Raw genomic sequence first — 26,050 nt, forward strand, 5'->3', positions numbered from 1 at the left:
ACTATGCCGCGCCGCCGGCGAGGTGTATTGAACGTTTGCGACAACGCGGCGCGTTTGCCACGCTTGGTATAAACTTTAGCGATGCCCGCCATCGCCGCCACCACCGACCCCACGCGCCTGATCGTGCCGCCCCTGGCCCTGGCTTCCTGCGTGCGCGCCTTTGTCACGCGCAGCACCGTGGAGGCGCCGCTGGCCGAGGGCGACCGCTTCAATCATTTTCCTGCAACGCCGCTGTGCTCCATCAGTTTTTACATCGAGGGCGGGGCGGAGGTGGTGCGGCCGGCGGACTTGCCGAAGGGGCACGTGCGGGCAGCCTTCTGCGGACCGCAAACGCGGCCCATGCTGACCTATAACCCCGGCCCGGTGCGGCTGTTCATGGTGTTGTTCTACCCGCAGGCCATGCACGCGCTGGGCGGGATCGACATCGCCGGGTGGGTCGACCGCGTCGCGCCGGTGGAGCAGGCGCTTGGCCCGCGATGGGCGGCGATGTCCGGGGCGGTGCTGGACGCCGCCGACGACGAGGCGCGGATGGCCATATTGGAGGCGTTCCTGGCGCCGTTGTGGCGCGCCACGCGGCCGAGCGGCATGGGCGACATGGCGCGCGACTGGGTGCGGCACCTGGCCTGGCAGGCCGCCGATTCGGCGCTCGGGCGCGGCCTGCGCAGCGTCGAGCGGCGCATCAAGGCGCGTGCCGGGCAGCCTTTGCGCAAATTGCTGCGGCTGCGGCGCGCGGAGCAGTCGTTCTTCGAGGCGCGCGACGATTATCTGGCCGGCAGGGTGGTGTGGTCGGATGTGGCCGCGCGCGGCGGGTATTCGGACCAGGCGCATTTTTGTCGCGAGGCGCGCGAGATTACCGGGCATACGCCGCTGGAGTTGGCGCGGGTGCTGGGCTCGGGGGATGAGCGGTATTGGATTTATCGGATTTGGATGTGACGGTGTTGGCGGCGCTTGGCCGATTACGGCGTGCCGCCTAATCCGCCCTACGTGTCGCTGTGGTGTCTCGGGGTTTGAGTCCAGGTGTGAGTGCGGCGCAGGCGATTCGCGTGGCTTGGAGCGTCTTACGGCAGGCGGGCGGCGCTGCGGTTGCGGCCGGCGTTCTTGGCGTCGTACAGCGCGCGGTCGGCCGCGCCGATCAGCGCTTCGACGTCGACCGGGGCTTCCGGCCGCTGCGAGGTTACGCCGATGCTTACCGTCACGTACGGCACCGCGCCGTTGCGCTCGTGCGGGATGGCCAGCGCCAGCGCGTTGGCCCGTATCGTCTCGGCGATCTGGCCGGCCTGCTCGATGTCGAGCTCCGGCAGGATGACGGCGAACTCCTCGCCGCCGTAGCGCGCCATCAGGTCGCACGGGCGCTTGAGCTCGCCGGCCAGCGCGGCGGCCACCTGGATCAGGCACTGGTCGCCCTTCTGGTGGCCGTAGTGGTCGTTGTAGGCCTTGAAATGGTCGATGTCGATCATCAGCAGCGACAGCGCCGCGCCGCCCCGCTTGGCGCGCCGGTGCTCCTTTTCCATGGCCACGTCGAAGTGGCGCCGGTTGGCGATGCCCGTCAGGCCGTCGGCGAAGGTTTGCGAGCGCAGCACCATGGCCTGCTCGCGCAGCAGCTTTTCGCGCGCGACGGCCACGCTGACGTCGCTGATCTGCACCAGGCAGTGGCGCGGCGCGCCCTCGACCTCGATCGGCGTGACCTCCACCGCCTGCTGCAACCGCTCGCCGCGCGCGGCCGCCGCCGCGTTGGCGTGCAGCGCGAACGGCGCCTTGTTCAGGCTTTGCGACAGCAGCGACGGGAAGTTGTCGCGCAGCGCCTGGCGGATCGCCGAGTCGACCCGGCCGCCGCGCAGTTCCGGGCAGGCGGCCAGCAGCTCGGCGCCGACGATGCCCTCCTGCGCCAGCCCCGAGTGGCGGCTCATCCAGGCGTTCCACAGCACCACGCGGCCGTCGGCGTCGACCACCACCACGCCCAGGTTGACGGCGCCGAGCACGCTGCGCAGCACCTTGAGCCGATGCTCCGCCGGCAGGCTGGCGTCCATCGCCCGCACGGCTCAGGCCTGCCCCATCGCGCGCGCGATGTACTGGTTGATCTGCGCCTTGAGGTCGTGCATGGCCGACAGGTCGAGCACGAAGGCGACATAGCCCTGGATCTGGTGCTTCTCGAGCACGAAGTCGATGTGCAGCATCAGCACCACGGCGTCCGGCTCGCTGCCCGAGGCGGTCAGGATCTCGTCGCTGGTGCCCACGTGGTAGGCCGGCAGCGAGCCGCGCAGCTCGCGCTGGAAGATATTGGCCAGGGTGCCGACGCAGGAGTTGAGGATGATGTTGCCGATCTCGCACATGGCCTCCTGCTCCATGTCGGTCAGCTCGGCCAGCGGCACGCTCTCGCCGACCATCAGGCGCACGATCTCCAGGCTTTTGTCCTCGGGGAACATCAGGATCGCTTCGGTCTCGAAGGCGCCCTCGTAGTGCTGGCTCACGCCGCAGATGCGCTCGGGCTCGAACACCCGGTTGCGCAGCAGGCGCGCGGCGTCGGCGCGGTGGATGAAGGTGATCGACGGCACCGACATGCGCACCGCCTCGTTGACGATGGCGCTCATCGAGGCGGCCGCCTGACCGACGCCGATGTTGAAGATTTCGATCAGGGCGTCGTTCTCCAGCTCGGACAGCACGATCATGGACTGGCCTCTTCGAGCGGCGAGAGCAGGCGGGCGATGCGCGCCTCGGTGATGGGTTTTTCGACGAAGCCCACGCCGATCGCCTCGGCCGCCTCGCGCGTGGCCGTCTGCACGTTGGCCGTCAGCAGCGAGATCGGCAGGTCGGGGTTTTCGCGCCGCAACTGCTCGGCGGCGGCGATGCCGCCCATGCCGGGCATGTTCACGTCCATCAGCACCAGGTCCGGGTGCACGTCGCGCGATTTGACCAGCGATTCCTCGCCGGTGCCGGCCTCCTCGACGATCCAGTCGGGGTGCAGGCCGTTGATGTACTGGCGCGCCATCAGGCGCGAGACGCGGCTGTCGTCGACGATCAAGACTGTTTTAGCTTGCGGCATGGAACTCCCCGGACGAGCGTTTGGATGGGATCTGCTGGTTTCATTCTCGCACAATCGGCGGCGCCGCTGGCGAGGTTCGTACCGTCCGCGCCCCCCTTGTGCAAGTCTGCGACACCGGGTCCGGGTCGATGTTGTCCGTGCGCAATTTTTAGCGGAAATCGGCGGCGGGCAGGGACGATCCGTTAAAATGGCGGCATTGGTGGTCGCATCGCGGCCACACCGCTTTCCCTTTTATTATAGAAATAGCATCATGACTCAAGACGAATTGAAGCAAGCCGTGGCGCGCGCCGCCATCGATTACGTGGTCAAGCACGAGATCATCGGCGTGGGCACGGGCTCGACCGCCAATTTTTTCATTGACGAGCTCGCCAAGATCAAGGCCGACATCAAGGGCGCCGTGGCGTCGTCCGAAGCCACCGCCGCGCGCCTGCGCGGCCACGGCATCGAGGTGTTCGACCTCAACGACGTGCCGGAGATCGCCGTCTACATCGACGGCGCCGACGAGATCACCCACACCGGCGCGATGATCAAGGGCGGCGGCGCGGCGCTCACGCGCGAAAAAATCGTCGCTTCGGTGGCGAAAAGCTTTGTCTGCATCGCCGACGGCTCCAAGCTGGTCGACGTGATGGGCAAGTTCCCGTTGCCGGTCGAGGTGCTGCCGATGGCGCGCGCGTCGGTCACGCGCGAGCTGGCCAAGCTGGGCGGCGAGCCGAAGCTGCGCCTGAAGCCGGGCACTGACGAGGCCTTCATCACCGACAACGGCGGCATGCTGATCGACGTGGCCGGGTTGGCCATCACCGATCCGGTGGCGCTGGAAGCGCAGATCAACCAGATCGTCGGCGTGATCGCGGTGGGATTGTTCGCCGCGCGCGGCGCCAATGTGTGCCTGCTGGGCACGGCCGAGGGTGTGAAGACGTTGAAGTTTTAAGAGGCAGACCCCCGGCCAAACCGGGGTCGTACCCAACTGGGTACGACCCCGAACCCGCGGCGGCCGCTGGCCACAACGCTGGTTCGGGGTTTTTAAGATTTACTCGGTCGGCGGCACGTAGCCCATGGCCGCGTCGGCGCCGTCGCCGAAGAAATGCTTTTCCATCTGCTGCGCCAGGTACTTGCGCGCGCGCTGGTCGGCCAGGTTCAGGCGGTTCTCGTTGACCAGCATGGTCTGGTGCTTGAGCCAGGCCGCCCAGGCTTCCTTGGAGACCGATTCGTAGATCTTCTTACCCAGTTCGCCCGGATACGGCGGGAAGTCCAGTCCTTCGGCTTCCTTGTTGAGTTTGACGCATTGCACGGTGCGGGCCATCTGTGTTGCTCCTAAAACGGTTCGATAAACCGTGATTATAAAGATTTAATCAGGACCTGGGATTTGCGCTGCCAGTTATACATGCGTTGACGGTCCTTCGGCAGCGAGTCGACCGTGGTCGGCACGAAGCCGCGCTTCTGGAACCAGTGCGAGGTGCGCGTGGTGAGCACGAACAGTTTGGTCACGCCGATGGCGCGCGCGCGGTTCTCCATGTGCTTCAGAATGCGCTCGCCGTCGCCCTGGGCCTGGACCTCGGGGTTGACGGTCAGGCATGCCATTTCGGCCATTTTCTGCTCCGGGAACGGGTACAGCGCCGCGCAGCCGAAGATCACGCCATCGTGTTCGATGACGGAAAAATAATCGATCTCGCGCTCGATCAGCTCGCGTCCGCGCTTGACCAGGGTGCCGTCGGCCTCGAGCGGCTCGATCAGCTTGATAATCCCGCCGACGTCCTCAATTGTGGCCTTGCGCAGCGATTCGAGGTTCTCGTGCGAGATCATGGTGCCCACGCCGTCGTGGGTGAACAGCTCGAGCAGCGCCGAGCCGTCCATCGCGAACGGCACGATGTGCGAGCGTTCGACGCCGTTGTCGCAGGCCTTGATGCAGTGTTTCAGGTAAAACGCGGTCGAATCGGGCAGGAAGCCGGCCTGCAGCACGGCCTCGGCTTGGTGCGACGACAGCTCGCGGATCTCGGTGCCGGCCGCGTCGACCATCATGTCGGTCTCGGTGATGAACACCAGTTTGTCGGCGTGCAGCGCGATGGCGGCGCTGCAGGCGACGTCCTCCATGGTCAGGTTGAAGGCCTCGCCGGTGGGCGAGAAGCCCAGCGGCGAGAGGAGGACCAACCCGTCGGAGCCGAGGATCGAGTGGATCGTCTCGGCGTCGACCTTGCGGGTGACGCCGGTCAGTTCGAGGTCGACGCCGTCGATGACGCCGAGCGGGCGGGCCGTGATGAAGTTACCGGAAATGATACGAATGGCCGCGTTCGACATCGGCGTGTTCGGCAAGCCCTGGCTGAAGGCGGCCTCGATGTCGAGGCGCAGCTCGCCGGCGGCCTCCTTGGCGCACTCCATGGCGGCCGTGTCGGTGATGCGCACGCCGTTGTGGAAGCGGCCCTCGACGTTACGCAGGGCCAACTGCTCGGCCACCTGCGGGCGCGAGCCGTAGACCACGGTGACGTTGATGTCGAGCGCGTGCAGCAGCGACAAATCGTGCGCGAGCACTTGCAGCGCGCCGGCGCTGACCAGTTCACCAGGGAAGGCGACCACGAAGGTCTTGCCACGGAAGGCGTGGATGTAGGGCGCGACGGAACGCAGCCATTGGACGAATTGGGTAGGGTTTTCCATTAGCCGCATTATAATTCGGTGCGCGAGTTCCGCGCTCCAATCTTGTAAAAAACAATGTCAGAAGCCAGCAATAAACCGAAAACCGCCGCCAACAGCTCGTCCAGCACCCTTGGCCAGCCCCGCAGACCGCAAAACGCTCAGTCCCGCGCTCCACAAGCGCAGGGCCAGCAGGCGCGTAATCCCAGAGGCGAACCCCGAGCCAAGGCGGGGTCTGACCCCGTACGGGGTCAGACCCCCGGCTCCGGTGTGCGGGTTGGACAGCGCGCGCCGAAGCCACGCCTGACACCCGAGGAGCAAGCCGCCCGCGCCGCCGAACGCGCATTCCGCAACCCGCTGCCGCCGATTACCTTCCCGGAAGACCTGCCGGTCTCCGGGCGCCGCCACGAAATCGCCGAGGCGCTGCAAAAGCATCAGGTGATCATCGTCTCGGGCGAAACCGGCTCCGGCAAGACCACCCAGCTGCCGAAAATCTGCCTGGAGCTGGGACGCGGCCAGAAGGCCCTGATCGGCCACACGCAGCCGCGCCGCATCGCCGCCTCGTCCACCGCCAAGCGCATCGCCCAGGAACTGGGCACGCCGCTGGGCGAGACCGTCGGCTTCAAGGTGCGCTTCGCCGACACCCTGATGAAGGGCGCCTCGGTCAAGCTGATGACCGACGGTATCCTGCTGGCCGAGACCCAGACTGACCCGCTGCTGAAGAACTACGACACCATCATCATCGACGAGGCGCACGAACGTAGCCTGAACATCGACTTCCTGCTTGGTTACCTGAAGCAGCTGCTGCCGCGCCGTCCGGACCTGAAGGTGATCATCACCTCGGCGACCATCGACGCCGAGCGCTTCTCGCGCCACTTCGGCACGCCGGACATGCCGGCGCCGGTGATCGAGGTCTCCGGCCGCCTGTATAAAGTCGAAGTGCGCTACCGCCCGATCGAGAGCGACGTCCAGAATCCCGCCGTGGCCAACGCCGAGGGCAAGGGCCAGCGCACCGCCGCCGCCCGCGAAAAGCGCGACCTGATGGACGCGGTGGTCGACGGCGTCGATGAACTGTGCCGCCTCGGCTCCGGCGACGTGCTGGTGTTCCTGCCGGGCGAACGCGAAATCCGCGACGCCGCCGAGGCGCTGCGCAAGCACCATCCGCCGCACGTGGAAATCCTGCCGCTGTTCGCCCGCCTGTCGGCCGAGGAGCAGGAGCGCGTGTTCAAGCTGACCAACGCGCGCCGCATCGTCCTGGCCACCAACGTCGCCGAAACCTCGCTGACGGTGCCCGGCATCCGCTACGTGGTCGACGCCGGCCTGGCGCGCGTGAAGCGCTACAGCTACCGCAACAAGGTCGAACAGCTGCAGATCGAGCCGATCGCGCAGTCGGCCGCCAACCAGCGCGCCGGCCGTTGCGGCCGCGTCGCCGACGGCGTCTGCATCCGCCTGTACGAGGAACAGGATTTCCTGCAGCGGCCCAAGTTCACCGAGCCGGAAATCCTGCGCTCGTCGCTGGCCGCCGTCATCCTGCGCATGAAGTCCCTGCACTTGACCGATGTCGAGACGTTCCCGTTCATCGAGCCGCCGCTGGCGCGCGCCATCGCCGACGGCTACCAGCTGTTGCAGGAGCTGGGCGCGGTCGACGAATACAACCAGCTGACGCCACTGGGCAACAAGCTCGCCAAGCTGCCGCTGGACCCGAGGGTGGGCCGCATGATCCTCGCCGCGCTGGACAACGCGAGCCTGAACGAAGTGCTGATCATCGCCTCGGCGCTGTCGGTGCAGGACCCGCGCGACCGCCCGATGGAGCACCAGCAGGCGGCCGACGAGGCGCATAAGAGGTTCGCCGACGAGAAGTCGGAGTTCATCAGCTATCTGAAAATCTGGCAGTGGTTCGAGAACGCCATCGAGCACAAAAAAACCAACCGCCAGCTGATGGACAACTGCCGCACCAACTTCCTGTCGCAACTGCGGCTGCGCGAGTGGCGCGACGTGCATTCGCAGCTGCTCACCATCGTCAAGGAGCAGGGCTGGCGCATCAACGAGGCGCCGGCCACGTACGAAAACCTGCACCTGGCGCTGCTGACCGGTCTGCTGGGCAACATCGGCTTCAAGAGCGAGGACGAGCCGGGCGCCGGCTACCTGGGCGCGCGCGGCATCAAGTTCAATATCTGGCCGGGCTCCTCGCTGCTCAAAAAACCGGGCAAGTGGATCATGGCGGCCGAACTGGTCGACACTACGCGCCTGTACGCGCGCTGCGTGGCCCGCATCGAGCCGGAATGGCTGGAGAAGGTCGGCGGCCACCTGCTGAAAAAATCGTGGGGTGAGCCGCGCTGGGAAAAACGCGGGGCGCAGGTCAGCGCGTCCGAGCGCGCCACCTTGTACGGCTTGGTGGTGTACAGCCAGCGCCGCATCAACTACGCGCTGCACAACCCGGCCGAGGCGCGCGAGATCTTCATCCGCGACGCGCTGGTCGGCGGCGACTACGACACGCGCGCGCCGTTCTTCGCGCATAACCACAAGTTGATCAAGGAGATCGAGAACCTCGAGCACAAGTCGCGCCGCCTTGACGTGCTGGTCGACGACGAGTTGATCGCCGCCTTCTACGACAAGCTGATACCGGCCGACGTGGTCAACGGCGCCGGCTTCGAGAAGTGGCACAAGGACGCCACGGCGGCCGAGCCGAAGCTGCTATATCTGAACCGCGACGAATTGATGCGCCACGAGGCGGCCGGCGTCACCACGGATTTGTTCCCGAAGATGATGTCGGTGACGGGGCTGGAAATGGCGCTGACCTACCACTTCGAACCGGGCAGCGTGCGCGATGGCGTGACGATGGCGGTGCCGCTGTTCGCGTTGAACCAGTTGCCGCGCGAGCGCTGCGAATGGCTGGTGCCGGGCATGTTGAAAGAGAAGGTGCACCTGCTGCTCAAATCCCTGCCGCAAAAACTGCGCCGCCACTGCGTGCCGCTGCCGGACTACGCGGCCAAGTTCTGCGAGCGGGTGCACGAGGCGGGCATCTTCGGCCGGGGCGACTTGATCGATGCGATCATCGCCGACATCCGGTCGCAGATCACGATCTCGGTCTTGACCACCGACTTCAAGCCGGAGACCTTGCCGGCGCATCACTTCATGAACTTCAAGGTGATCGACGAGCACGGACGCCAGCTGGAGATGGGCCGCAACCTGGCCACCCTGCAGGCCGAATTCGGCGCGCAGGCGCGCGAGAGCTTCCAGAAGATGGCCGAGACGTCGGGCACGCAGGGTGTCACCATGCGGGCGCTGGGGACCGGTGGCGGCGCATCGCCTTCGGCAGCGCCGTCGCGTTCCGGCGGCGGCAACGCCGGGGCGGCGGCTACGCCGGGCAAGGGCAATGACAAGGCTGGCGGCGCCAAGGAAGCGGCCAGCGCCGCCAGCGGCATCACCCTGACGGGCCTGACCAGCTGGACCTTCGGCGAGCTGCCGGAGCTGCTGGAGATCGTCCAGGGCAAGCTGACCCTGATCGGTTTCCCGGCGCTGGTCGACAAGGGCACGCACTGCGACCTGGAGGTCTTCGACGACCCGACGGTGGCGGCGCGCACGCACCGGATCGGCCTGCGCCGGCTGTTCGCGCTGCAGATGAAAGACCAGATCAAGTTCATCGAAAAGGGCATCCCCGGCCTGCAGCAGATGGGTATGCAGTTCATGAGCATGGGCACGCAGGAGGAATTGCGCGAACAGATCATCAACAAGGCGCTCGATATCGCCTGCCTGCAAGATCCGTTGCCGCTCGATGCCGCCAGTTTCGCCAAGCGCAAGGACGAGGGCAAGTCGCGCCTGGTGCTGCTGGTGAACGAGATCGCGCGCCTGCTGTCGCAGGTGCTCACCGAGTTCCACGGCCTGCCCAAGCGCTTGCAGGGGCTGCCGGCGGCGGCCGCCGCCGACATGCAGCAGCAGTTGCAGGCGCTGGTCAACAAACGCTTCCTGTCGGACAACGATTACAGCCAGCTGGCGCACTTCCCGCGCTATCTGAAGGCGATCAACGTGCGCATCGAAAAGCTGCGCGGCGACCCCGCGCGCGACGCCAAACTGATGGCCGAATGGCAGTCGGCGGCGGCGTTGTACCAGCGCGCCAACAAGGACAAATCGGCCGGCAAGAACACCGATCCGAAGATGGTCGAATTCCGCTGGATGCTCGAGGAGTTGCGCGTGTCGCTGTTCGCGCAGGAGCTGCGCACGCCGATGCCCGTGTCGGCCAAGCGCTTGCAGAAAGTGTGGGAGTCGATGTTGCGTTGATGCCGCATCGATCGTCCGGTAAGCGAGGTGGCGAACGCAAGCGGATGGGGTTTTCAGGGTAGACTTTATGGCAACAGGAGGTCGACCCGATGAAGAGTGCTGCTGGTTTGCTGCGTAGTCTGGTGCGTACCGGCACACGTCAGAGTAAGTCCGTCAACAAATTGGTGACGGCGTTGTTCAAGGCCGCCACGCCGCCCGCGCCCAAGCGCAAGCGGGCGCCGGCGGCCAAGGTCGCCAAACCCCCAGCCAAAAAGGGGTTGGACCCCGTACGGGGTCCGACCCCAAAACCGGCAGCGCGGGCGGTCCCGGATGCCGGGGTGCGGGTTCAACGTCCGGCCCGCGCCGCCAAACCCGCCACGCCCGCTTCCAACACCCCGCCGGCGCCGGGCAAGTGGCTGGCCTCGCACTATGCGATGCCGGCCGGCGTGGGCACGCGCGCCCAGCGCCTCGGTTACTGGCTCTACCTGCCGAATAATATTCCCGCCCAGGCGATCCGCAGGGGCTTGCCGCTGGTGGTGATGCTGCACGGCTGCCAGCAGACCGCCACCCAGTTCGCGCAGGGCACGCGCATGAACCAGTGGGCCGAGCAGATGGGTTACGCCGTGCTGTATCCGCAGCAATCGGTCAGCGCGCACGCGCAGCGTTGCTGGAAATGGTACGACCGCGCGACGCAGGAGGGCGGCGGCGAGGTGCCGATGATCGTCGGCATGGTCAACAAGGTCATGACGGAATACGCGATCGACCGTTCCCGTATCTATATCGCAGGGATCTCGGCGGGGGCGGGCATGGCCAACATCGTCGCCCTCAACCATCCGCGTTTGTTCGCGGCGGTCGGCATGCATTCCGGCCCGGTGTTCGGCGCCGGCCACAGCCAGATAGGCGCGCTGGGCGTCATGCAGCACGGCGGCGGCATGCGCGCGGACATGGCGGTGCGGGAAGTGCTGATGCGCCAGCCGCAGTTCCCCGGCATGCCGACGATCCTGATCCAGGGCGATGGCGACAGCGTGGTGCGCCCGATCAATCAAACGCAACTGGTCCGCCAAAGCCAGGCGCTCAACGGCATCGTCGCCGTCGCCCAGCCCAAGACCACGCTCAAATCGCAGGGGAGGGGCGGGCGCCACAACGCCCACCGCATCCACGACTTCTACGACGGCAGAAAGTTGCTATTGCGCGTGGCGCAGATCGAGCAGCTGGAGCACGCCTGGAGCGGCGGCGACGAAACCTTGGCCTACAACACCAAGGCCGGCCCGGACGCCAGCAAGATGATGATGGAATTCTTCAACCGCCACCAGCGCGCCTAAACCCCGTAAACCCCGGGGTCAAGTCTGTCATTCGGACACGGGCTGAACCGCATTGTGGTTGTGTTTGTGTCCGAATGACAGACTTGACCCCCGCCTTTGGTAGGCCAAAACAACAGCGAAATGTTGTTCTTGGTTCATATTCGTTATTATATTGAAATAATAGTTTCTCACTGGTACAATGATTGTGTGCTCGCGTTCGCGGTCATATTGTCATGTTGATAAAAATAAGGATGCCAATGTCTATCCGTAAATTCGCCGCCGCCGCCGCCATGCTTGCCGCCAGCCTTTCGTCCCACGCCGCCGTCACTATTCTCTCGGATAATTTCGACGCCGATAAGACCACCAATAACGCCACCAAGTTCGTGCACGGCTGGACCGTCAGCGACGGTACCGTCGATGTCGACGGCACCGGCTTCGTCCACAACGAGATGCCGGGCAATGGCCACTACGTCGACCTGGACGGGTCGACCAAGCGCGCGGGCGTGTTGAGCAACAGCTTCACCGCCGGCGCCGGCGGCATCTATACGATGAGTTTTGATCTGGCCGGCAACCAGCGCAATTGGGGTTCGGACACGGTCGAGGTCATTTTCGGCACCTCGCGCCAGACCTATGTGATCGGCGCGTCCGATCCGATCACGACCCGCACGCTGACCTTCGCGCCGACCACCTCCGGCGTCTATGGCCTCAGCTTCCACAACCTCGGCGGCGACAACCGCGGCGCCTTCCTGCACCAGGTGACGGTGTCCGCCGTGCCGGAAACCGACACCTATGCCATGCTGCTGGCCGGCCTGGCGTGCGTGGGCCTGGTGGCCCGCCGCCGCGAGCGCCGGGACGCGCCGTTCTGACCTAGTCGATTTGTTTTAACACCTCCAGCACGGCCGCCGTCACGGCGGCCGGCTGCTCGCTTTGAATGTTGTGCGGGGCCCCCGGCACCACGCGTTGCGTACCCTTGGTCGACAACGCGGCGAGCTCCTTGTGGATCTTTTCGTTCTCGTCCTCAATGGCCTTGTTGATGGCGCTTTGCGGTTTGTCGGGGATGGCGTACGGGCTCACGCCGCGCGTGAGCACCAGCAGCGGCAGGTCGCCGAAGGGCTTGCGCAAGGCGCGCAGTTGATCGTCGCTGGCGCCGAAGCCCTGGTATTCGCCCACTACCGTGCTCCAGTATGACTTCTTCTTCATCGACGCCAGCACCTGCGGGCCCAGCACAGGGCCATAGAAGTCGGCCGGATCGCCGATGCAGTCGGCCATCGCCTTGCCGCCCGGTTTGAAGCCTTTGCCCGCTTCGCGCAGGCACTCGGCGTTGCGCCCGGCCACCATCGCGTAGACCTTGTCGATGATGCCGCCCGAGGCCTTGTTGGTGCGCGTGGTTTCGTCCTCGGTCTGCGGCTCGACCAGCACCATGCCCTTGACCTCGCCGGGATGGCGGTAGGCGAAGACCTGCGCGTTGGCGCCGCCGATCGAGTTGCCGACCAGTAGGTACGGTGGCTTGACGCCGGCGGCGGTCAGGCCCTTGTGCAGGTCCTCGACCACGTTTTGCGACGTGTTGGGGCGCTTGGACGGGTCGCTGTAGCCGTAGCCGGGACGGTCGAACGTGCAGGCGCGCGTGTGCTTGGCCACCTCCGGTTGCACCTTGAACCAGGCCCACCCGGCATCGCCCGCCGGACCGTCGAACAGCACGGTGGTCTTGCCGCTGCCGCTGCAGTACAAATTGAGCTTGCGCCCGCCGATGTCGACGCGCAGCTGCGGTTTGGCGAAGGCGCTGTCGCTGGCCCCCGCCTCGGCCGCGAGGACGAACGACGGCAGGCAGACGGCGGCGCCCAGCAGCAGGCCACCCAGTGGTGTTGTTCTCATCATCGATCCCCTCCCTAACAGTTGGCAGGCGGCAAGGTTGCGCCCGGGAAGTGAGATACTAGGATAATTTTAATGTTCCGGCATCGCTTTTTGACAAGTACCGTCAGGCGGCACCGTCCGGCTTACAGCAGCAGGAAGGCGGCCGCCGCGACGATGGTCGGTCCCAGCGCGCCGAGCAGCAGGCCGACGGCGCCGATCGATTCGTCGTTGAAGCCGCGCCGCAGCAGCGACGCGCCGGCCGGGTTGGGCGCGTTGGCGATCACCGTCAGGCCGCCGCCGGCCACGGCGCCGGCCATCAGCATGTATTGCGATTGTTCGGAGATGCCCTGGATCAGCGAGCCGAGGTAGGTCAGCGCGGCGTTGTCGGTGATCGCCGTCAACCCCAGCGCGCCGAAGAACAAGGCCACCGGCGACAGGCTCTCGACGATGGGCTGCAACCACCATTGCTGCATGCCGCCGAGCACCACCAGGCCGGCCAGGAAAAAGCCCACCAGCAAGCCTTCCTTGATGATCAGCGGATTCTGGTAGCGCTGGTAGGCCGACGTGAAGCCGAGGAACAGCATGAACAGGCCGAGGAACAGCACCGGATGGTGGCTGAGCAGGACCACGCCGGCCAGGAAGGCCAGATGGATCAGGGTGACCGGCCACGGCACCGGCAGCGGTGTATCGACCGCGACCGCGTCCGCGTCGGCGCCCGGCGCGGCGGCGCCGGCCAGCGCGCGCAGGTGCGGGCGCAGCAGGAAGCCGACGACGGTGGCGTTGAACGCGACGGCCACAGCCGCCTTCCAGCCGAAGTGGCTCGCCATGTAGGCGCTGTCCCATTGCCAGGTGGACGCGACCATCAATACCGGCGGCGCGGCGTAGGCGGTGAGTGTGCCGCCGATCGAGACATTGACGAACAGCACGCCGAGCGCGCCGTACTTGAGCCATTCCGGCATGCCCTGGCGGAAGATCAGCGGCGCCAGCATCAGGGCCGCCAGGGTCATCGCGGCCGGCTCGGTGATCAGGGAGCCGGTCAGCGGCACCAGCGCCAGGCCGAACCAGGCCAGCGCCAGGTCGGTCGACACCGGCAGCAGCCTGGCCAGGGTGCGCAGCACGCGCCGGACGACGTCGAGCACCGGGCGCGAGGCGGCCACCACCATCACGGTGAAGACGAACAGCGGCTCGGTGTAGTGGCGCGTTTCGACATACGCGATGGCGGCGTCGGGGCCGTCGAGGAAGGCCATCACGGTGATCAGGATGAAGGCCCAGAAGCCGAACACGACCTCGACCTCGCCCAGCAGGTGGAACAGGCCGGCGTGGCGCGGATGGCGGCGCGAGAGCACCTCGAAGGATTTGGCGGTGAAGGTGTGGAGCAGGGCGAGGCCGAAAATGACCGCGCCGACCAGTTGTATTGTGTGCAAAATGTTTTCCTGGTGATGTTTCCCTGGCGTCATGTTACAGCATGCCGCGCGCCAAACATATTGGGCCTTGCCAAAACGGGGGCGAAATAGTACTGTGTATTTGTACAGTATTTGCGCTACAATGCGCTGGTGACATCATGAATCCTTCCCCCCTTATCGCCGCGCCGGAAACCGTCCATCCTTCGCTATGGCGGGCGTCGCAACTGGCGCACAGCGCCACGCGCTGCGTCGACACCGGCTTCGCCGCGCTGTCGGCGCAGCTGCCCGGCGGCGGCTGGCCGCTGGGCACCCTGATCGACTTGTTGCTGCAGCAGCACGGCATCGGCGAGTTGCGCTTGCTGCGGCCGGCGCTGGCCGCGCTGGGCAAGCGCCCCATCGTGCTGTTGCAGCCGCCGCATCCGCCGCAGGCGCTGGCGCTGGCCGCGCTGGGCATCGAGCCGTCGCAATTGATCTGGCTACGGGGCGGGGCCGGTGGCAAGGGCGGCGGCGACGCCCTGTGGGCGGCCGAGCAGGTGTTGCGCAGCGGCTGTTGCGGCGCGCTGCTGCTGTGGCAGAACCACGCGCGCGGCGAAACCTTGCGCCGGCTGCACCTGGCCGCGCAAAGCGCGGACACCCTGTTTTGCATGCTGCGCCCGCTGGCGGCGGCGCAGGACGCCTCGCCGGCGCCGCTGCGCCTGTCGCTGACGGCGGCGCCCGGCGGCGTCGACATCGGTTTCGTCAAGCGGCGCGGGCCGCAGCGCGACACCCCCTTGTTCCTCCCTTTGACCCCTTCTTTGCTACAACGCCATGCGCCTCTGGATCGCCCTACACCTGCCACGGCTGCCGCTCGAAGTGTTTTGCCCGCGCTGGTCTGACGACCACTGCACCGTCGTGCTCGAGCAGGAGCGGGTGGCGGCGATGTCGGCGGCGGCGGGCGCGGCCGGCGTCGAGCCGGGCATGCGGCGCGGCGGCGCGCTGATGCTGGCGCCGCACGCGCAGTTGCAGCAGCGCGCCCCGCAGCGCGAGGCCGAGGCGCTGCAGGCGGTGGCGATGGCGCTGTTGCGGTTCACGCCGCAGCTGGCCATGGCCGAGGAGGCCACCTTGCTGCTCGACGTGGGCGCCAGCCTGCGCCTGTTCGGCGGCGTCAGATCATTGTGCCGGCAAATCGCCGCCAGCCTGCGCGCGCTCGGTTTCACCGCCACGCTCGGGTGCGCGCCGACCGCGCGCGGCGCCTGGCTGCTGGCGCGCGCCAACGCCGGGCGCGCGCTGACGGTGGCGTCGATGCTGCGGCGATTGCGTCGCCTGCCGGTGGGCCTGCTGCCGCCGGCGCGGCCCTACCTGGACTGGTTCGAGGGCATCGGCTGTCTGACCGTGGGAGAAGCGCGCGCGTTGCCGCGCCCGGGTCTGCAGCGGCGCTGCGGGCGCGCCTTGCTTGACATGCTCGACGACGCCCACGGCGAGCGGCCCGAAATGCACCAGTGGCTGGCGGCGCCGGCCAGCTTCCGCGCCAAGCTCGAGTTGTTCGACCGGGTCGAGAACGCCGAGGCGCTGCTGTTCGGCGCGCACCGGCTGCTGCTGCAGTTGACCGGGTGGCTGAGCGCGCACCAGTTCGCCGTCGAGCGCATCGTCTTGTTGATGGAGCACGAGCGCGGCCGGGTGGCGCGGCCGCCGACCGCGATCGAGGTGGTGCTGGCCGAGCCGACCTGGCGCGACGAGCACCTGGTGCGCCTGCTCAAGGAGCGGCTGGCCAAGCAGACGCTGGAGGCGCCGGTGATCGGCCTGTGCCTGGAGGCGCCGCAGGTGCGGCCGATGGCGCCGCCGAGCGAATCGCTGTTCCCCGAACCGGGCGGCAGCAAGGAGGACTGGCAGCGCCTGCTGGAGTTGCTGACCGCGCGGCTGGGGCCGGAGAACGTGCTGCGGGCGGCGCCGCGCGCCGATTACCGCCCCGAGCACGCCAACGCCTGGGTCGGCGTGCAGGAAAAAATGCGCCCGGCCGATGCCCGCGCGCAGCTGCCGCCGGACATGCCGAGCCTGCCGCGTCCGGCGTGGCTGCTGGCCAAGCCGATCGCCCTGCTGATGCGCGACCACCGGCCGTTCTACGGTTCGCCGTTGAAGATCGTGTCGACCGGCGAGCGCATAGAGGCGGGCTGGTGGGCCGAGATGCAGACGCGCGATTATTTCATGGCCGAGGGGCGCGACCACGCGCATTACTGGTTGTACCGGGAGCGGAGCGGCAACGACGCCGAGGCCCAGGCACAGGGCGACCCCGTTATGCGCTGGTATTTGCATGGCTTGTTCGGGTGATAGGGCGGGCGGCGTTTGATGTATTCTTGGGGGAACTCATCCAGGGAGCCCATATGCGATCACAACGACAGGAATTCCCCGGCGCCGACGGCGCCAAGCTGGCCGCGCGCCTCGACGCGCCCGAGGGCGACATCAAGGCGTATGCCTTGTTCGCCCACTGCTTCACGTGCGGCAAGGACGTGTTCGCCGCCAGCCGCATCGCCCAGGCGCTCACCGGCCACGGCATCGCCGTGCTGCGCTTCGACTTCACCGGCCTGGGCGCGAGCGAGGGCGAGTTCGCCAACACCAATTTCTCGTCCAACCTGGCCGACCTGGTGGCCGCCGCCGACTTCTTGCGCGACAATTTCGCGGCGCCGCGCCTGCTGATCGGCCACAGCCTCGGCGGCGCGGCCGTGCTGGCCGCCGCCGACCGGATGCCGGAAGTAAACGCCGTCGTCACCGTGGCCGCGCCCAGCGATCCATCGCACGTGACCGGCCTGTTCAGCGCGCACCTGGATCAGATCGCGCGCGACGGCGAGGCGCAGGTGCAACTGGCGGGGCGGCCGTTCCGCATCAAGCGGCAATTCGTCGAGGACGCCGGCGAGCACAAGTTGAAGGGCAAGATCGCCGCGCTGCGGCGCGCCCTGATGGTGATGCACGCGCCGGGCGACGACACGGTGCCGATCAGCAACGCCGTCGATATCTTCACGGCCGCCAAGCATCCGAAAAGTTTCATCTCGCTCGACAGCGCCGACCACCTGCTGACCCGGCGCGAGGACGCCGTCTACGTGGCCGACCTGATCGCCGTCTGGAGCGGGCGCTACCTCGCCTGACCCGCCGCGCCAGCGGCATGTATTGGATGACAACCTTTTGCCAGATATGCAATAATTGATTTTATTTTAATCAATTGGGGATATGCCATGCGGAAGTCGTCGACGGGGATTGCATTCAAGAGGTGCGCGGCCGGCGCTCTGGCAGCCATGCTGGTGACGGCCGCGCCGGCGCATGCCGACGGACAGTCGGCCGTGCGCAGCCTGTTCGGCAACCTCAAACGCGCGGGACTGGGCATCGGCCTGGCCGAACAGGACGTGCGGGCCGAGCCGACCTTGATTCGCGGCATGTACGCGATGCATGACCGCAACGGCGCGTTCGCCGGCTACATCAACGAGGCCGGTACCCTGCGCGGCGATTATCAAGGCATGCGGGTGATGCCGGCCAAGGCCGGCGAGAACATGCGGTTGATGACGCCGGCCGAGATCACGGAATGGCGCGGCGAAGTGATGAACGCCATCGAGTACGACAAGCTGATCAAGGTCGCCTACGGCGACGGCGGCGGCCGCAAGCTGATCATGCTGTCGGCGGTCGATTGCGGCTATTGCCAGCGCTTCGAACAGGAGTTCGCCAAGCACGGCGCCAAAACCAACACGACTTTCTATGTGCTGCCGTCCGGGTTGAAGCAAATCGAGGCGGGCGGCATGGCCCAGTGGCAGACGGTGTCGAAGATCTGGTGCGCCGACGACAGCGCGGCAGCCTGGAAAACCTATTGGAGCACGCTCAAGGCGCCGACCCAGTCGTCGCGGCAGTGCGCGTTCGATCCGAAGACGGCCGATGCGCAAAGGACGTATTTCACGGAAATTCTGCGGGTGGCCGGGGTGCCGGTGCGGGGCACGCCGTCGATGGTGCGCGAGGACGGCACGGTGATCAACAACCGGATCGACATGGATGCGGCCTATATCGGCCAGGCCTTCGGTCCGGCCGGCGTGGCGCAGGCGCCGGCCAACGCGCAACGCTGGCTGGAGGCGGGCGCGCCGCAACTGGCCGACGAATCGGCACCGGCTCCATCACCGGCACAGCAACAGGGGCCGAAGAAAATCAAACTCAACGACGCCCTCAAAAGCCTGTTTAACTAGTCATTCGCTCATCATTCGTCGCCGAATTCCTCGGCCAGGTCTTTCCAGCCCTTGCCGGCGGCGAAGGTGTTGAATTCGTCGGGCGATTCGAGCACCAGCAGTTTGCTTTCCTGCAGCACCGGATCGCCGGCCGTCAGCGCCGGGCCCTTGTAGCCGACCGTGCGCAGCTGCGCGACGACGGCGTCGATCAGCGATTTGTCCTTGTGCAGGCCGCTGATCGAGCCGGCGAAGTCGACGTAGACGTCGATGGCGCCGTAGCCTTCGTCGAAGATGCGGATCGCCTTGGCGTCGTGGGCACGGCCGGAGCCGTCGGTGGCCTTGAAGGGGCCGCTCAGTTGGATGTCGGTGTCTTTGTTCATACCGCCAGCATACACCAAAGCGCACCGGTTTTCAGCGCGAGACGGTATTGCGCCCCTTGTGTTTGGCCCGGTACAGCGCCTGGTCGGCCAGCTCGTAGATGGCGCCCTGGCCCAAGGTGGAGTCGGGGTCGATGAACGCCAGCCCCAACGACAAGGTGACGTGGCCGCCCGGCGGGTTGCCCACGTGCGCGATCATGCGCGCGGCCACGTCGGCGCGGATCTGCTCGGCCAGCGCGGCGCTTTCGTCGGGGCCGCCGCTGGCGAACAGGCAGGCGAATTCGTCGCCGCCGATGCGGAAGCACAGGTCGCCCGGCCGGCTCAGCGTGCGGCGCATGGTGTCGGCCACCGCCTTGAGCACCTGGTCGCCCTGCGGGTGGCCGTAGGTGTCGTTGTACTGCTTGAAGCGGTCGACGTCGATCAACAGCAGGGTCAGCATGCGGCGGTCGCGGTGGGCGCGCTTTTGTTCCTCGGTGAAGCGGATGTTGAAGTAGCGCCGGTTCTTCAGGCCGGTCAACTCGTCGGTGACGCTGTCGTAGCGCGCCGCCTTGGCCTCGGTGATGTCGGTCGAGACGGCGCAGGTGCCGTAGACCTCGCCGTTGTCGTCGAACAGCGGAAATTTCACCGTCATATAAGTGTGCAGGGTCTTGTCGCGGTGGTAGACCGATTCCTCCTCATGCACCGCGCGTTGTTCCAGCGCCGCCCGGCGGTCGTTGCGCCACAGCTGCTCGGCGATGTCGCGGGGGAACAGGTCGAAGAGGTTGGCGCCGATGAACTTGTCCGGATCGTAGCCGTCGAGGATGTCGAAATGGCGGTTGGCCATCAGCACCGTGCCTTGCAAATCCTTAGTCGAGATCAGCACGGGGGCATGGTCGAGCAGGGCCTGGAACACGCGGTCGGAGGCGCGCAGCCGCTCGAGTTCCGGCTGCGGTTGAGCGGGAGGCGGTTCGGTGCTCGAAGCGGCGCTTTGCGGGCGGTCGGTCATGGGCATCCATCGCGAAGGGGATGCGCCAGTATAACCCGGGATGGCGCCGGAAAAACACGCCGCCGCCATCCCGTCAACGCGCTGGTTCGGCGGCGTACTTCGGCGGCTTACTGCAGCGGCTTACTGCAGCGGCTTGAGGATCGCGTCCAGCCGGTCCGGCGTGCCCTTGATGCGTTCCAGGCGCGGGTACTTCAGGCCGCCGTGATAGTCGAGCGCGTAGGTCTGGTACAGATTGCCCTTTTTGACCAGCAACTGGATCGGCTCCTTGCCGTCCTTGGCGGCGGTGACGGCCGCGCGCAGCACTTCCGGCTTGTAGGCGCGGCCATTCACGGCCAGCAGAGTCGAGCCGCCGGACATGCCGGCCTTGAAGCCGACGCCTTCCCACATGAACGCCTCGAGCTTGCCTTCGGCGCCCACCGAGAAACCCAGCGAATACTGGAAGTTGGCCGACTTGCTCAACTCTTCCTGGGCCTTGAGGAACGGGGTTTGCTGCTCGGCGTAGACCAGCTTCCAGCCGGCGCGCGCCAGGCCGTCGAGCGGCGCGCCGGGGCCGTGGCCGTCCACGCGGCTGCGCAGGAACGCCGCCCAGTCGGACGGCTGCACCGCGTTCAACGCCGCCACCAGCTCGTCGAACGTATAGTATTTGGCGACCCGGGCGCCGTCGTCGACGCCGAAGAAGGCGCGCGCGAAATCGTCGAGCGAGCGCTTGCCGCCGGACAGCTCGCGGATGCGGGTGTCGGCGTCGAGCCAGATCAACTGGCCTTCCTGGTAGTAGTCCTCGCCGCGCTGCCAGTTGTTCCATACCTGCGGGCGGCGGGCGTTGACGATCGGATCGTAGGTCGTGTCCTGCACCGCGCGCCACTCGCGGCCCTTGACGTTGTCCAGGCGCGCGGCCGACGCGGCCAACAGATCGCGCGTGTTCTCCGGCTTGATCAGTCCCGAGCGCGCGGCCAGCACCGCGCCCCAGTACTGGGTCTGGCCCTCGTAGACCCACAGCAGCGAATTGTCGAGCGGCGTGTTGAAGTTAGGCACGTCCTGGCCGTCGGGGCGGCGGAACTTGCCGTTCCACGAGTGCACGAATTCGTGCGACAGCAGCTCGCGCCGCGCCTCGTACTTGGCCCATTCGGTGAAGTAGCCCAGCTTGACGCCGTTCTCGCTCGACTCGTGGTGCTCGCGGCCGATGCCGCCGAATTCGTCGCTGATGGCGAACAGGAAGTCGTAGTGGCGATAGTGCTTCGACTCGAACAGTTTATAGGCTTGCTGGATCAGCGCGCGGTGCGGCGCGATCTGTTCCGGCGTCGCCGCCAGTTGCTCGGCGCTGTCGGCCACCATGTTCAGGTGCACCGGCACCTTGGCGCCCGGATCGAGGTCGATGCGGCGGAAATAGCGGCCGGCGAACAGCGGCGAGTCGAGCAGGGTTTCCAGGTCGAGCGGCTTGAAGGCGATCTCGTCGCCGTTGCGCGCGGCCGTCTCCAGCGCGCTGCCGAATTGCCAGCCGGGCGGCACGGTCAGGTTCGGCTGCACGGTGATGTTGCGGCTGCGGTAGCCGGCCGGATACAGCGCCAGCGACTGCCACTGCACGCCCAGGATGTCGGCGGTGAAGGTGGTGCGGCCCTGGTTGGCCTCGATCGGCGACAGATACTGGAATTCCACGTCGACGGCGGTGGCGTCGGCCGGTACGTCGATGGCGAAGGCCCAGACGTTGAGCGGGTCGCGCTTCCAGTCGAGCGGCTTGCCGTTGGCGCTGGCCTTCAGGCCGGCGAACTGGTTGAGCGCGCCGCTGGGGCCGTGGTTGGCCACTACCCACTGCGGGTACAGCAAGGTCAGCTTGCCGGGCTTGGCCGGGATGGTCTGGCGCACGCGGAAGATTTGCTGGGCAAAGTTGCTGGCGTCGACCTTGAGCACGATGGTGCCCGGGTAGGGCTGCTCGGAGATCGTTTCTGCCTGGGCGCTGAAGGCGGTGGCCAACAGGACGGCAAGTGCGGCACGGATAGGGGACATGGGGCGGCGTGAAAGAAGGTTGAAAGGTTGGGCAAAGGTTGGGCAAGAGAAAGAGTTTAGCACGCGGGCAAGCTGGCAAATGCTCCCGGAATACATGGAGGGGTCTGCCCCCACAGTCCCCTGTAGGAAGTCTTCGATTCCGACTTCTATTTCCTTCTATTTTTCTCTGCTTCTTTCGGCCCGAGAACCGTTATGGACTTAGCAGGTCTAACTAGAAGAAAGCAGAACAAAATAGAAGGGAAAATCGAATGAAATCCACAGTGACCGTGCAGCTGGAAACCAGCACCCTGCTCAAGCTAATCAACCGGCTCAGTGAGCTTGGCGGCACGCAGGATGTATCGGAGGGCGTGTCGTCGGCGATCGAATTCTGGCTGGCCGAACAAGCCAAACTGGCCACCGGCTGCGATCCGGCGAGCGTGCGTGGCTACCAATGGAAAACGCTGTTTTTGCCCGAGGGAACCGTGCTGCGCTCATGGAGCTACGGTGATCACAACTATGCCCGGGTTGAGGGGGATCAGATCATTCACGAAGGGAAGCCGGTGTCGCCGAACCAGTTCGCGCAATCGTTTGCGCGTACCACACGCAACGCCTGGACCGATTTGTATATCCGCCGTCCTGGCGACAAGCGGTTCACGATGGCATGCCGCTTGCGTCAGCAACTTGCCGAGCAAGCGGCGAACCCGGCCGACCCGGCGCCGCCCCCCGGCGTGCCCACGACGATTCCAGAAACCACGGTGATGGCGCTGATCGCTGCCATGCAGGCTCAGGCGCAAGCACAGCCGCACCAGGCCTCGCCGCAAGCCGGGCACCAAGAGGCGCCGTCGGCGCCGCCGCGCGATCCGACGCCCGGTCTCGGATGGACCTTGCCCGAGCGCCGCTCAATGCGTTTCCGACTGGAAGACGTAGCGTTTGACTAAGCGGGCGGGGCGGCCGGCAAGCGCAAAAAATCCAAATTTTTTCAAAAAAAGTGGGCCGCTGGGGATGTTGAAGGCGTTTTTCAAGGCCTTGAAAGCCCCGGAAAACGACCTATATCGGACTCAGTGGTCGCCCAGATGGGGGCCACGATTCCATATCGCTTAACTTGAAAAGGATATTTATCATGCGTACTTTTGACCTCACTCCTCTGTATCGTTCCGCTATCGGTTTTGATCGTCTGGCACAACTGCTGAACGATGCCCAGCGGGGAGATTCCGCACCAAGCTACCCACCGTACAACATCGAGCTGGTTTCCGAAGACAAGTATCGGATCGTGATGGCGCTCGCCGGTTTCGACCGGTCGGAAATCGACATCACCTTCGAACGCGATTCGCTGCAGGTTGTCGGCCGCAAGCAGAAGGACGCCACCGAGCGCACCTATCTGCACCGCGGCATCGCGGCGCGCGACTTCGAGCAGCGCTTCCAGTTGGCCAACCATGTCAAAGTGACCGGCGCGTCCTTCGACAACGGCATGCTCACCATCGAACTGGTGCGCGAGATTCCGGAAGCCCTCAAGCCGCGTAAAATCGTCATCGACGGTAGCGACAACGTCGCGGCTCTGGAGCAACGCCAGGCGGCGTAATCCGGTTGTAGGGTGTGCGCCTTCGGTGGCACACGAGTAGGACCAACTGGCCGGTTTATCCGGCCAGTTGCACGTCCGTCGCGCTCATCCTGATCTTGTCTAAATAATATTGTTTGTAAGAATTTGTATCGATAACATATGTTAAGTGGCGTCTAAGTTTTTTGCCTCATATTGAATACATCTACAAAACCTCATTCAATTCAGGAGTGCATATGTCCCAAACTACTTCGTCCGGATCGAAGACCGCCAAGCGCGCCGTCGCGGCCGTGGCCGTGCTGGCCGCGATCGGCGCGGGCGGTGCGGTGGTGGTCCACCAGAACAGCGCGACGGCCGCCGGCGGCGGCGCTCCTGTCGCCGCCGTAACAACCGCTGCGCCCGCCGCCACCCAGGCCGCGCCGCAGCCCGTGCCGGCCCCCAGCATCTCGCTGCCGGACTTTAGCGTCGTGGCCGCCCACAACGGCCCGGCCGTGGTCAACATCAACGTCACCGGCAGCGTCAAGACCTCGTACGACGGCGGACCGCAAGGCCGGGGTGGCGACGCCTTCGGCGACGATCCGTTCATGGAATTCTTCCGCCGCTTCCAGGGCCAGCAGCAGCCGCGCGGCCAGCGCGAAATGCCGACCCACGGCATGGGCTCGGGCTTCATCATCAGCGCCGACGGCATCATCCTGACCAACGCCCACGTGGTGCGCGACGCCCGTGAAGTGGTCGTCAAGCTCACCGACCGCCGCGAATTCCGCGCCAAGGTGCTCGGCTCCGATCCGAAAACCGACGTCGCCGTGCTCAAGATCGACGCCAAGAACCTGCCGGTCGTGCCGCTGGCCAAGACCGACAACCTGAAGGTGGGCGAGTGGGTGCTGGCGATCGGCTCGCCATACGGCCTCGACAACACCGTCACCGCCGGCGTGGTCAGCGCCAAGGGCCGCACCCTGCCGGACGATTCGTACGTGCCGTTCATCCAGACCGACGTCGCCGTCAATCCCGGCAACTCGGGCGGGCCGCTGTTCAACACCCGCGGCGAGGTGGTCGGCATCAACTCGCAGATCTACAGCCAGACCGGCGGCTACCAGGGCCTGTCGTTCGCGATCCCGATCGATGTCGCCACCAAGATCAAGGACCAGATCGTCTCCAAGGGCAAGGTCGAACACGCCAAGCTGGGCGTGACGGTGCAGGAGATCGACCAGAGCTTCGCCGAGTCGTTCAACCTGGCCACGCCGGAAGGCGCGCTGGTGGCCAACGTCGAGCGCGGCGGCCCGGCCGACAAGGCCGGCCTGCGTCCGGGCGACGTGGTGCGCACGATGAACGGCCAGAAGATCGTCAGCTCGATCGACTTGCCGGCCATGGTCGGCCTGGCCGAGCCGGGTTCCAGGATCAACCTCGAGGTGTGGCGCAACGGCAAACTGGTGCCGCTGACGGCGACCCTGGGCAACGCCAACGACAAGGTTGCCGCCGTCGCCCTCGACCGCCCCGACCAGTCCACCGCCAGGCTGAAGCTGGGCTTGTCGCTGCGTCCGCTCGACCAGATGGAAAAACGCCAGTCCGGCATTCCCGGCGGCCTGGTGATCGAGGACGCCGGCGGCGCCGCCGCCAACGCCGGCATCCAGCCGGGCGACGTGCTGCTGTCGGTCAACGGGCTGGCGGTCAACACCGTCGACCAGGTGCGCCAGGTGGTCGACAAGTCGCCCAAGTCGGTGGCGTTGCTGATCCAGCGCGGAGATGAGAGAATCTTCATCCCGGTGCGACTGGGGTAATCCAGGCCGGTAATTTGCAACACCTCTGGCGGAATTCGACAATAACAAGAAAGGAAACACACCATGCGACTTCTGCTGGTAGAAGACGACACGATGATCGGCGAAGTGGTGCTCGACCTGCTGCGGGCCGAGCACTACGCGGTCGACTGGGTCAAGGACGGCGACATGGCCGACACCGCGCTGCAAACGCAAACTTACGACCTGGTGCTGCTCGACCTGGGCCTGCCGCGCAAGGACGGCCTCGAAGTGCTGCGCTCGATGCGCGCGCGCAAGGAGCTGACTCCGGTGCTGGTGGCCACCGCGCGCGACGCCAAGGAGCAGCGCATTGCCGGCCTCGACGCCGGCGCCGACGACTACGTGCTCAAACCCTACGACCTCGACGAGCTGCTGGCGCGCATCCGCGCCTTGCTGCGCCGCTCGGCCGGCCGCGCCGAGCCGGTGTTTGAACACGGCAACGTCTCGGTCAACCCGCAAACGCGCGAAGTGATCGCCGACGGCAAGCCGGTCAACCTGTCGGCGCGCGAATGGGCCGTGCTCGAAGCGTTGATCGCCCGGCCCGGCATCGTGCTGTCGCGGCACCAGCTGGAGGAAAAACTGTACAGCTGGAAGGATGAGGTCAACAGCAACGCCGTCGAGGTCTACATCCACGGCCTGCGCAAAAAGCTCGGTGCCGAACTGATTCAGAATGTGCGCGGCCTCGGCTACATGGTGCCCAAGCTATGAAGGTGAAGG

General features: G+C 66.1%; 23 protein-coding genes. 13 read left to right on the forward strand and 10 right to left on the reverse strand.

Annotated features, from left to right (window positions below; all coding sequences use genetic code 11):
• The first annotated feature begins 81 nt into the window (after window positions 1-81).
• A complete protein-coding gene (locus NHH88_09100) occupies window positions 82-933 on the forward strand; it encodes an AraC family transcriptional regulator (GenBank protein USX15918.1) in 852 nt (283 codons plus the stop codon).
• Between the two features lie 125 nt (window positions 934-1,058).
• Here NHH88_09100 and NHH88_09105 read toward each other — a convergent pair whose 3' ends face one another.
• The 3 genes from NHH88_09105 to NHH88_09115 are packed head-to-tail and all read right to left on the reverse strand — an operon-like array spanning window position 1,059 to window position 3,040.
• Complete coding sequence (locus NHH88_09105; GenBank protein ID USX17303.1) at window positions 1,059-2,027, reverse strand: GGDEF domain-containing protein; 969 nt, start codon at window positions 2,025-2,027, stop codon at window positions 1,059-1,061.
• A 12-nt stretch (window positions 2,028-2,039) separates the two neighbouring features.
• A complete protein-coding gene (locus NHH88_09110; protein USX15919.1) occupies window positions 2,040-2,666 on the reverse strand; it encodes a chemotaxis protein CheC in 627 nt (208 codons plus the stop codon).
• The gene (locus tag NHH88_09115; protein USX15920.1) at window positions 2,663-3,040 is read right to left on the reverse strand and encodes a response regulator; all 378 of its coding nucleotides are present in this window, start codon (window positions 3,038-3,040) and stop codon (window positions 2,663-2,665) included. Before NHH88_09115 ends, NHH88_09110 begins: the two co-directional genes overlap by 4 nt.
• A gap of 250 nt (window positions 3,041-3,290) precedes the next feature.
• Between NHH88_09115 and rpiA the strand changes: the two genes are divergently transcribed.
• Window positions 3,291-3,968, forward strand: coding sequence for a ribose-5-phosphate isomerase RpiA (gene rpiA, locus NHH88_09120; protein ID USX15921.1), 678 nt, complete (start codon window positions 3,291-3,293; stop codon window positions 3,966-3,968).
• A 99-nt stretch (window positions 3,969-4,067) separates the two neighbouring features.
• On the opposite strand, the gene NHH88_09125 is transcribed toward rpiA, so the two are convergent.
• Both NHH88_09125 and argA read right to left on the reverse strand, forming a co-directional pair.
• The gene (locus NHH88_09125) at window positions 4,068-4,340 is read right to left on the reverse strand and encodes an oxidative damage protection protein (GenBank protein USX15922.1); all 273 of its coding nucleotides are present in this window, start codon (window positions 4,338-4,340) and stop codon (window positions 4,068-4,070) included.
• Window positions 4,341-4,375: 35 nt separating this feature from the next.
• Entirely contained in the window at window positions 4,376-5,686 is a 1,311-nt protein-coding gene (argA, locus tag NHH88_09130; GenBank protein USX15923.1) for an amino-acid N-acetyltransferase, read from the reverse strand.
• A gap of 54 nt (window positions 5,687-5,740) precedes the next feature.
• Between argA and hrpA the strand changes: the two genes are divergently transcribed.
• The 3 genes from hrpA to NHH88_09145 all read left to right on the forward strand — a co-directional run bounded on the left by hrpA (window position 5,741) and on the right by NHH88_09145 (window position 12,086).
• A complete protein-coding gene (hrpA, locus tag NHH88_09135; protein USX15924.1) occupies window positions 5,741-9,940 on the forward strand; it encodes an ATP-dependent RNA helicase HrpA in 4,200 nt (1,399 codons plus the stop codon).
• An 89-nt stretch (window positions 9,941-10,029) separates the two neighbouring features.
• Window positions 10,030-11,241, forward strand: a complete 1,212-nt coding sequence (locus NHH88_09140) for a PHB depolymerase family esterase (GenBank protein ID USX15925.1) — start codon at window positions 10,030-10,032, stop codon at window positions 11,239-11,241.
• Window positions 11,242-11,477: 236 nt separating this feature from the next.
• Window positions 11,478-12,086 carry a pyruvate-binding protein gene (locus NHH88_09145; protein USX15926.1) on the forward strand — a complete coding sequence of 203 codons (609 nt, stop codon included), beginning with the start codon at window positions 11,478-11,480 and terminating at the stop codon, window positions 12,084-12,086.
• Between the two features lies 1 nt (window position 12,087).
• Here NHH88_09145 and NHH88_09150 read toward each other — a convergent pair whose 3' ends face one another.
• Window positions 12,088-13,092: an alpha/beta hydrolase gene (locus NHH88_09150; protein ID USX15927.1), complete on the reverse strand. Its 1,005-nt coding sequence runs from the start codon at window positions 13,090-13,092 to the stop codon at window positions 12,088-12,090.
• Between the two features lie 122 nt (window positions 13,093-13,214).
• Entirely contained in the window at window positions 13,215-14,495 is a 1,281-nt protein-coding gene (locus NHH88_09155) for a putative Na+/H+ antiporter (protein USX15928.1), read from the reverse strand.
• A 137-nt stretch (window positions 14,496-14,632) separates the two neighbouring features.
• Between NHH88_09155 and imuA the strand changes: the two genes are divergently transcribed.
• From imuA to NHH88_09175, 4 genes are all read left to right on the forward strand, one after another.
• Window positions 14,633-15,349: a translesion DNA synthesis-associated protein ImuA gene (gene imuA, locus NHH88_09160; GenBank protein USX15929.1), complete on the forward strand. Its 717-nt coding sequence runs from the start codon at window positions 14,633-14,635 to the stop codon at window positions 15,347-15,349.
• Window positions 15,282-16,778, forward strand: coding sequence for a DNA polymerase Y family protein (locus NHH88_09165; protein ID USX15930.1), 1,497 nt, complete (start codon window positions 15,282-15,284; stop codon window positions 16,776-16,778). Before imuA ends, NHH88_09165 begins: the two co-directional genes overlap by 68 nt.
• 53 nt (window positions 16,779-16,831) lie before the next feature.
• Window positions 16,832-17,590 carry an alpha/beta fold hydrolase gene (locus NHH88_09170; GenBank protein USX15931.1) on the forward strand — a complete coding sequence of 253 codons (759 nt, stop codon included), beginning with the start codon at window positions 16,832-16,834 and terminating at the stop codon, window positions 17,588-17,590.
• Window positions 17,591-17,677: 87 nt separating this feature from the next.
• Window positions 17,678-18,667: a thioredoxin fold domain-containing protein gene (locus tag NHH88_09175; GenBank protein ID USX15932.1), complete on the forward strand. Its 990-nt coding sequence runs from the start codon at window positions 17,678-17,680 to the stop codon at window positions 18,665-18,667.
• Between the two features lie 11 nt (window positions 18,668-18,678).
• On the opposite strand, the gene NHH88_09180 is transcribed toward NHH88_09175, so the two are convergent.
• The 3 genes from NHH88_09180 to NHH88_09190 all read right to left on the reverse strand — a co-directional run bounded on the left by NHH88_09180 (window position 18,679) and on the right by NHH88_09190 (window position 22,009).
• Window positions 18,679-19,026 (reverse strand): hypothetical protein, encoded by a 348-nt coding sequence (locus tag NHH88_09180; protein USX15933.1) that lies wholly within the window; start codon window positions 19,024-19,026, stop codon window positions 18,679-18,681.
• Window positions 19,027-19,057: 31 nt separating this feature from the next.
• Window positions 19,058-20,008: a GGDEF domain-containing protein gene (locus NHH88_09185; GenBank protein ID USX15934.1), complete on the reverse strand. Its 951-nt coding sequence runs from the start codon at window positions 20,006-20,008 to the stop codon at window positions 19,058-19,060.
• A gap of 120 nt (window positions 20,009-20,128) precedes the next feature.
• Entirely contained in the window at window positions 20,129-22,009 is a 1,881-nt protein-coding gene (locus NHH88_09190; GenBank protein USX15935.1) for a peptidase M61, read from the reverse strand.
• A 248-nt stretch (window positions 22,010-22,257) separates the two neighbouring features.
• On the opposite strand from NHH88_09190, the gene NHH88_09195 reads away from it, so the two are divergent.
• The 4 genes from NHH88_09195 (at window position 22,258) to NHH88_09210 (ending at window position 26,041) form a co-directional block, all read left to right on the forward strand.
• Window positions 22,258-22,926 carry a hypothetical protein gene (locus tag NHH88_09195; protein USX15936.1) on the forward strand — a complete coding sequence of 223 codons (669 nt, stop codon included), beginning with the start codon at window positions 22,258-22,260 and terminating at the stop codon, window positions 22,924-22,926.
• Between the two features lie 182 nt (window positions 22,927-23,108).
• Complete coding sequence (locus tag NHH88_09200) at window positions 23,109-23,567, forward strand: Hsp20 family protein (protein USX15937.1); 459 nt, start codon at window positions 23,109-23,111, stop codon at window positions 23,565-23,567.
• Window positions 23,568-23,779: 212 nt separating this feature from the next.
• Window positions 23,780-25,318 carry a DegQ family serine endoprotease gene (locus NHH88_09205; GenBank protein ID USX15938.1) on the forward strand — a complete coding sequence of 513 codons (1,539 nt, stop codon included), beginning with the start codon at window positions 23,780-23,782 and terminating at the stop codon, window positions 25,316-25,318.
• Window positions 25,319-25,381: 63 nt separating this feature from the next.
• Window positions 25,382-26,041, forward strand: a complete 660-nt coding sequence (locus NHH88_09210; protein ID USX15939.1) for a response regulator transcription factor — start codon at window positions 25,382-25,384, stop codon at window positions 26,039-26,041.
• Window positions 26,042-26,050: the final 9 nt, after the last annotated feature.

The sequence above is a fragment of the Oxalobacteraceae bacterium OTU3CAMAD1 genome, assembly GCA_024123915.1.
GTDB lineage: Bacteria > Pseudomonadota > Gammaproteobacteria > Burkholderiales > Burkholderiaceae_D > Rugamonas.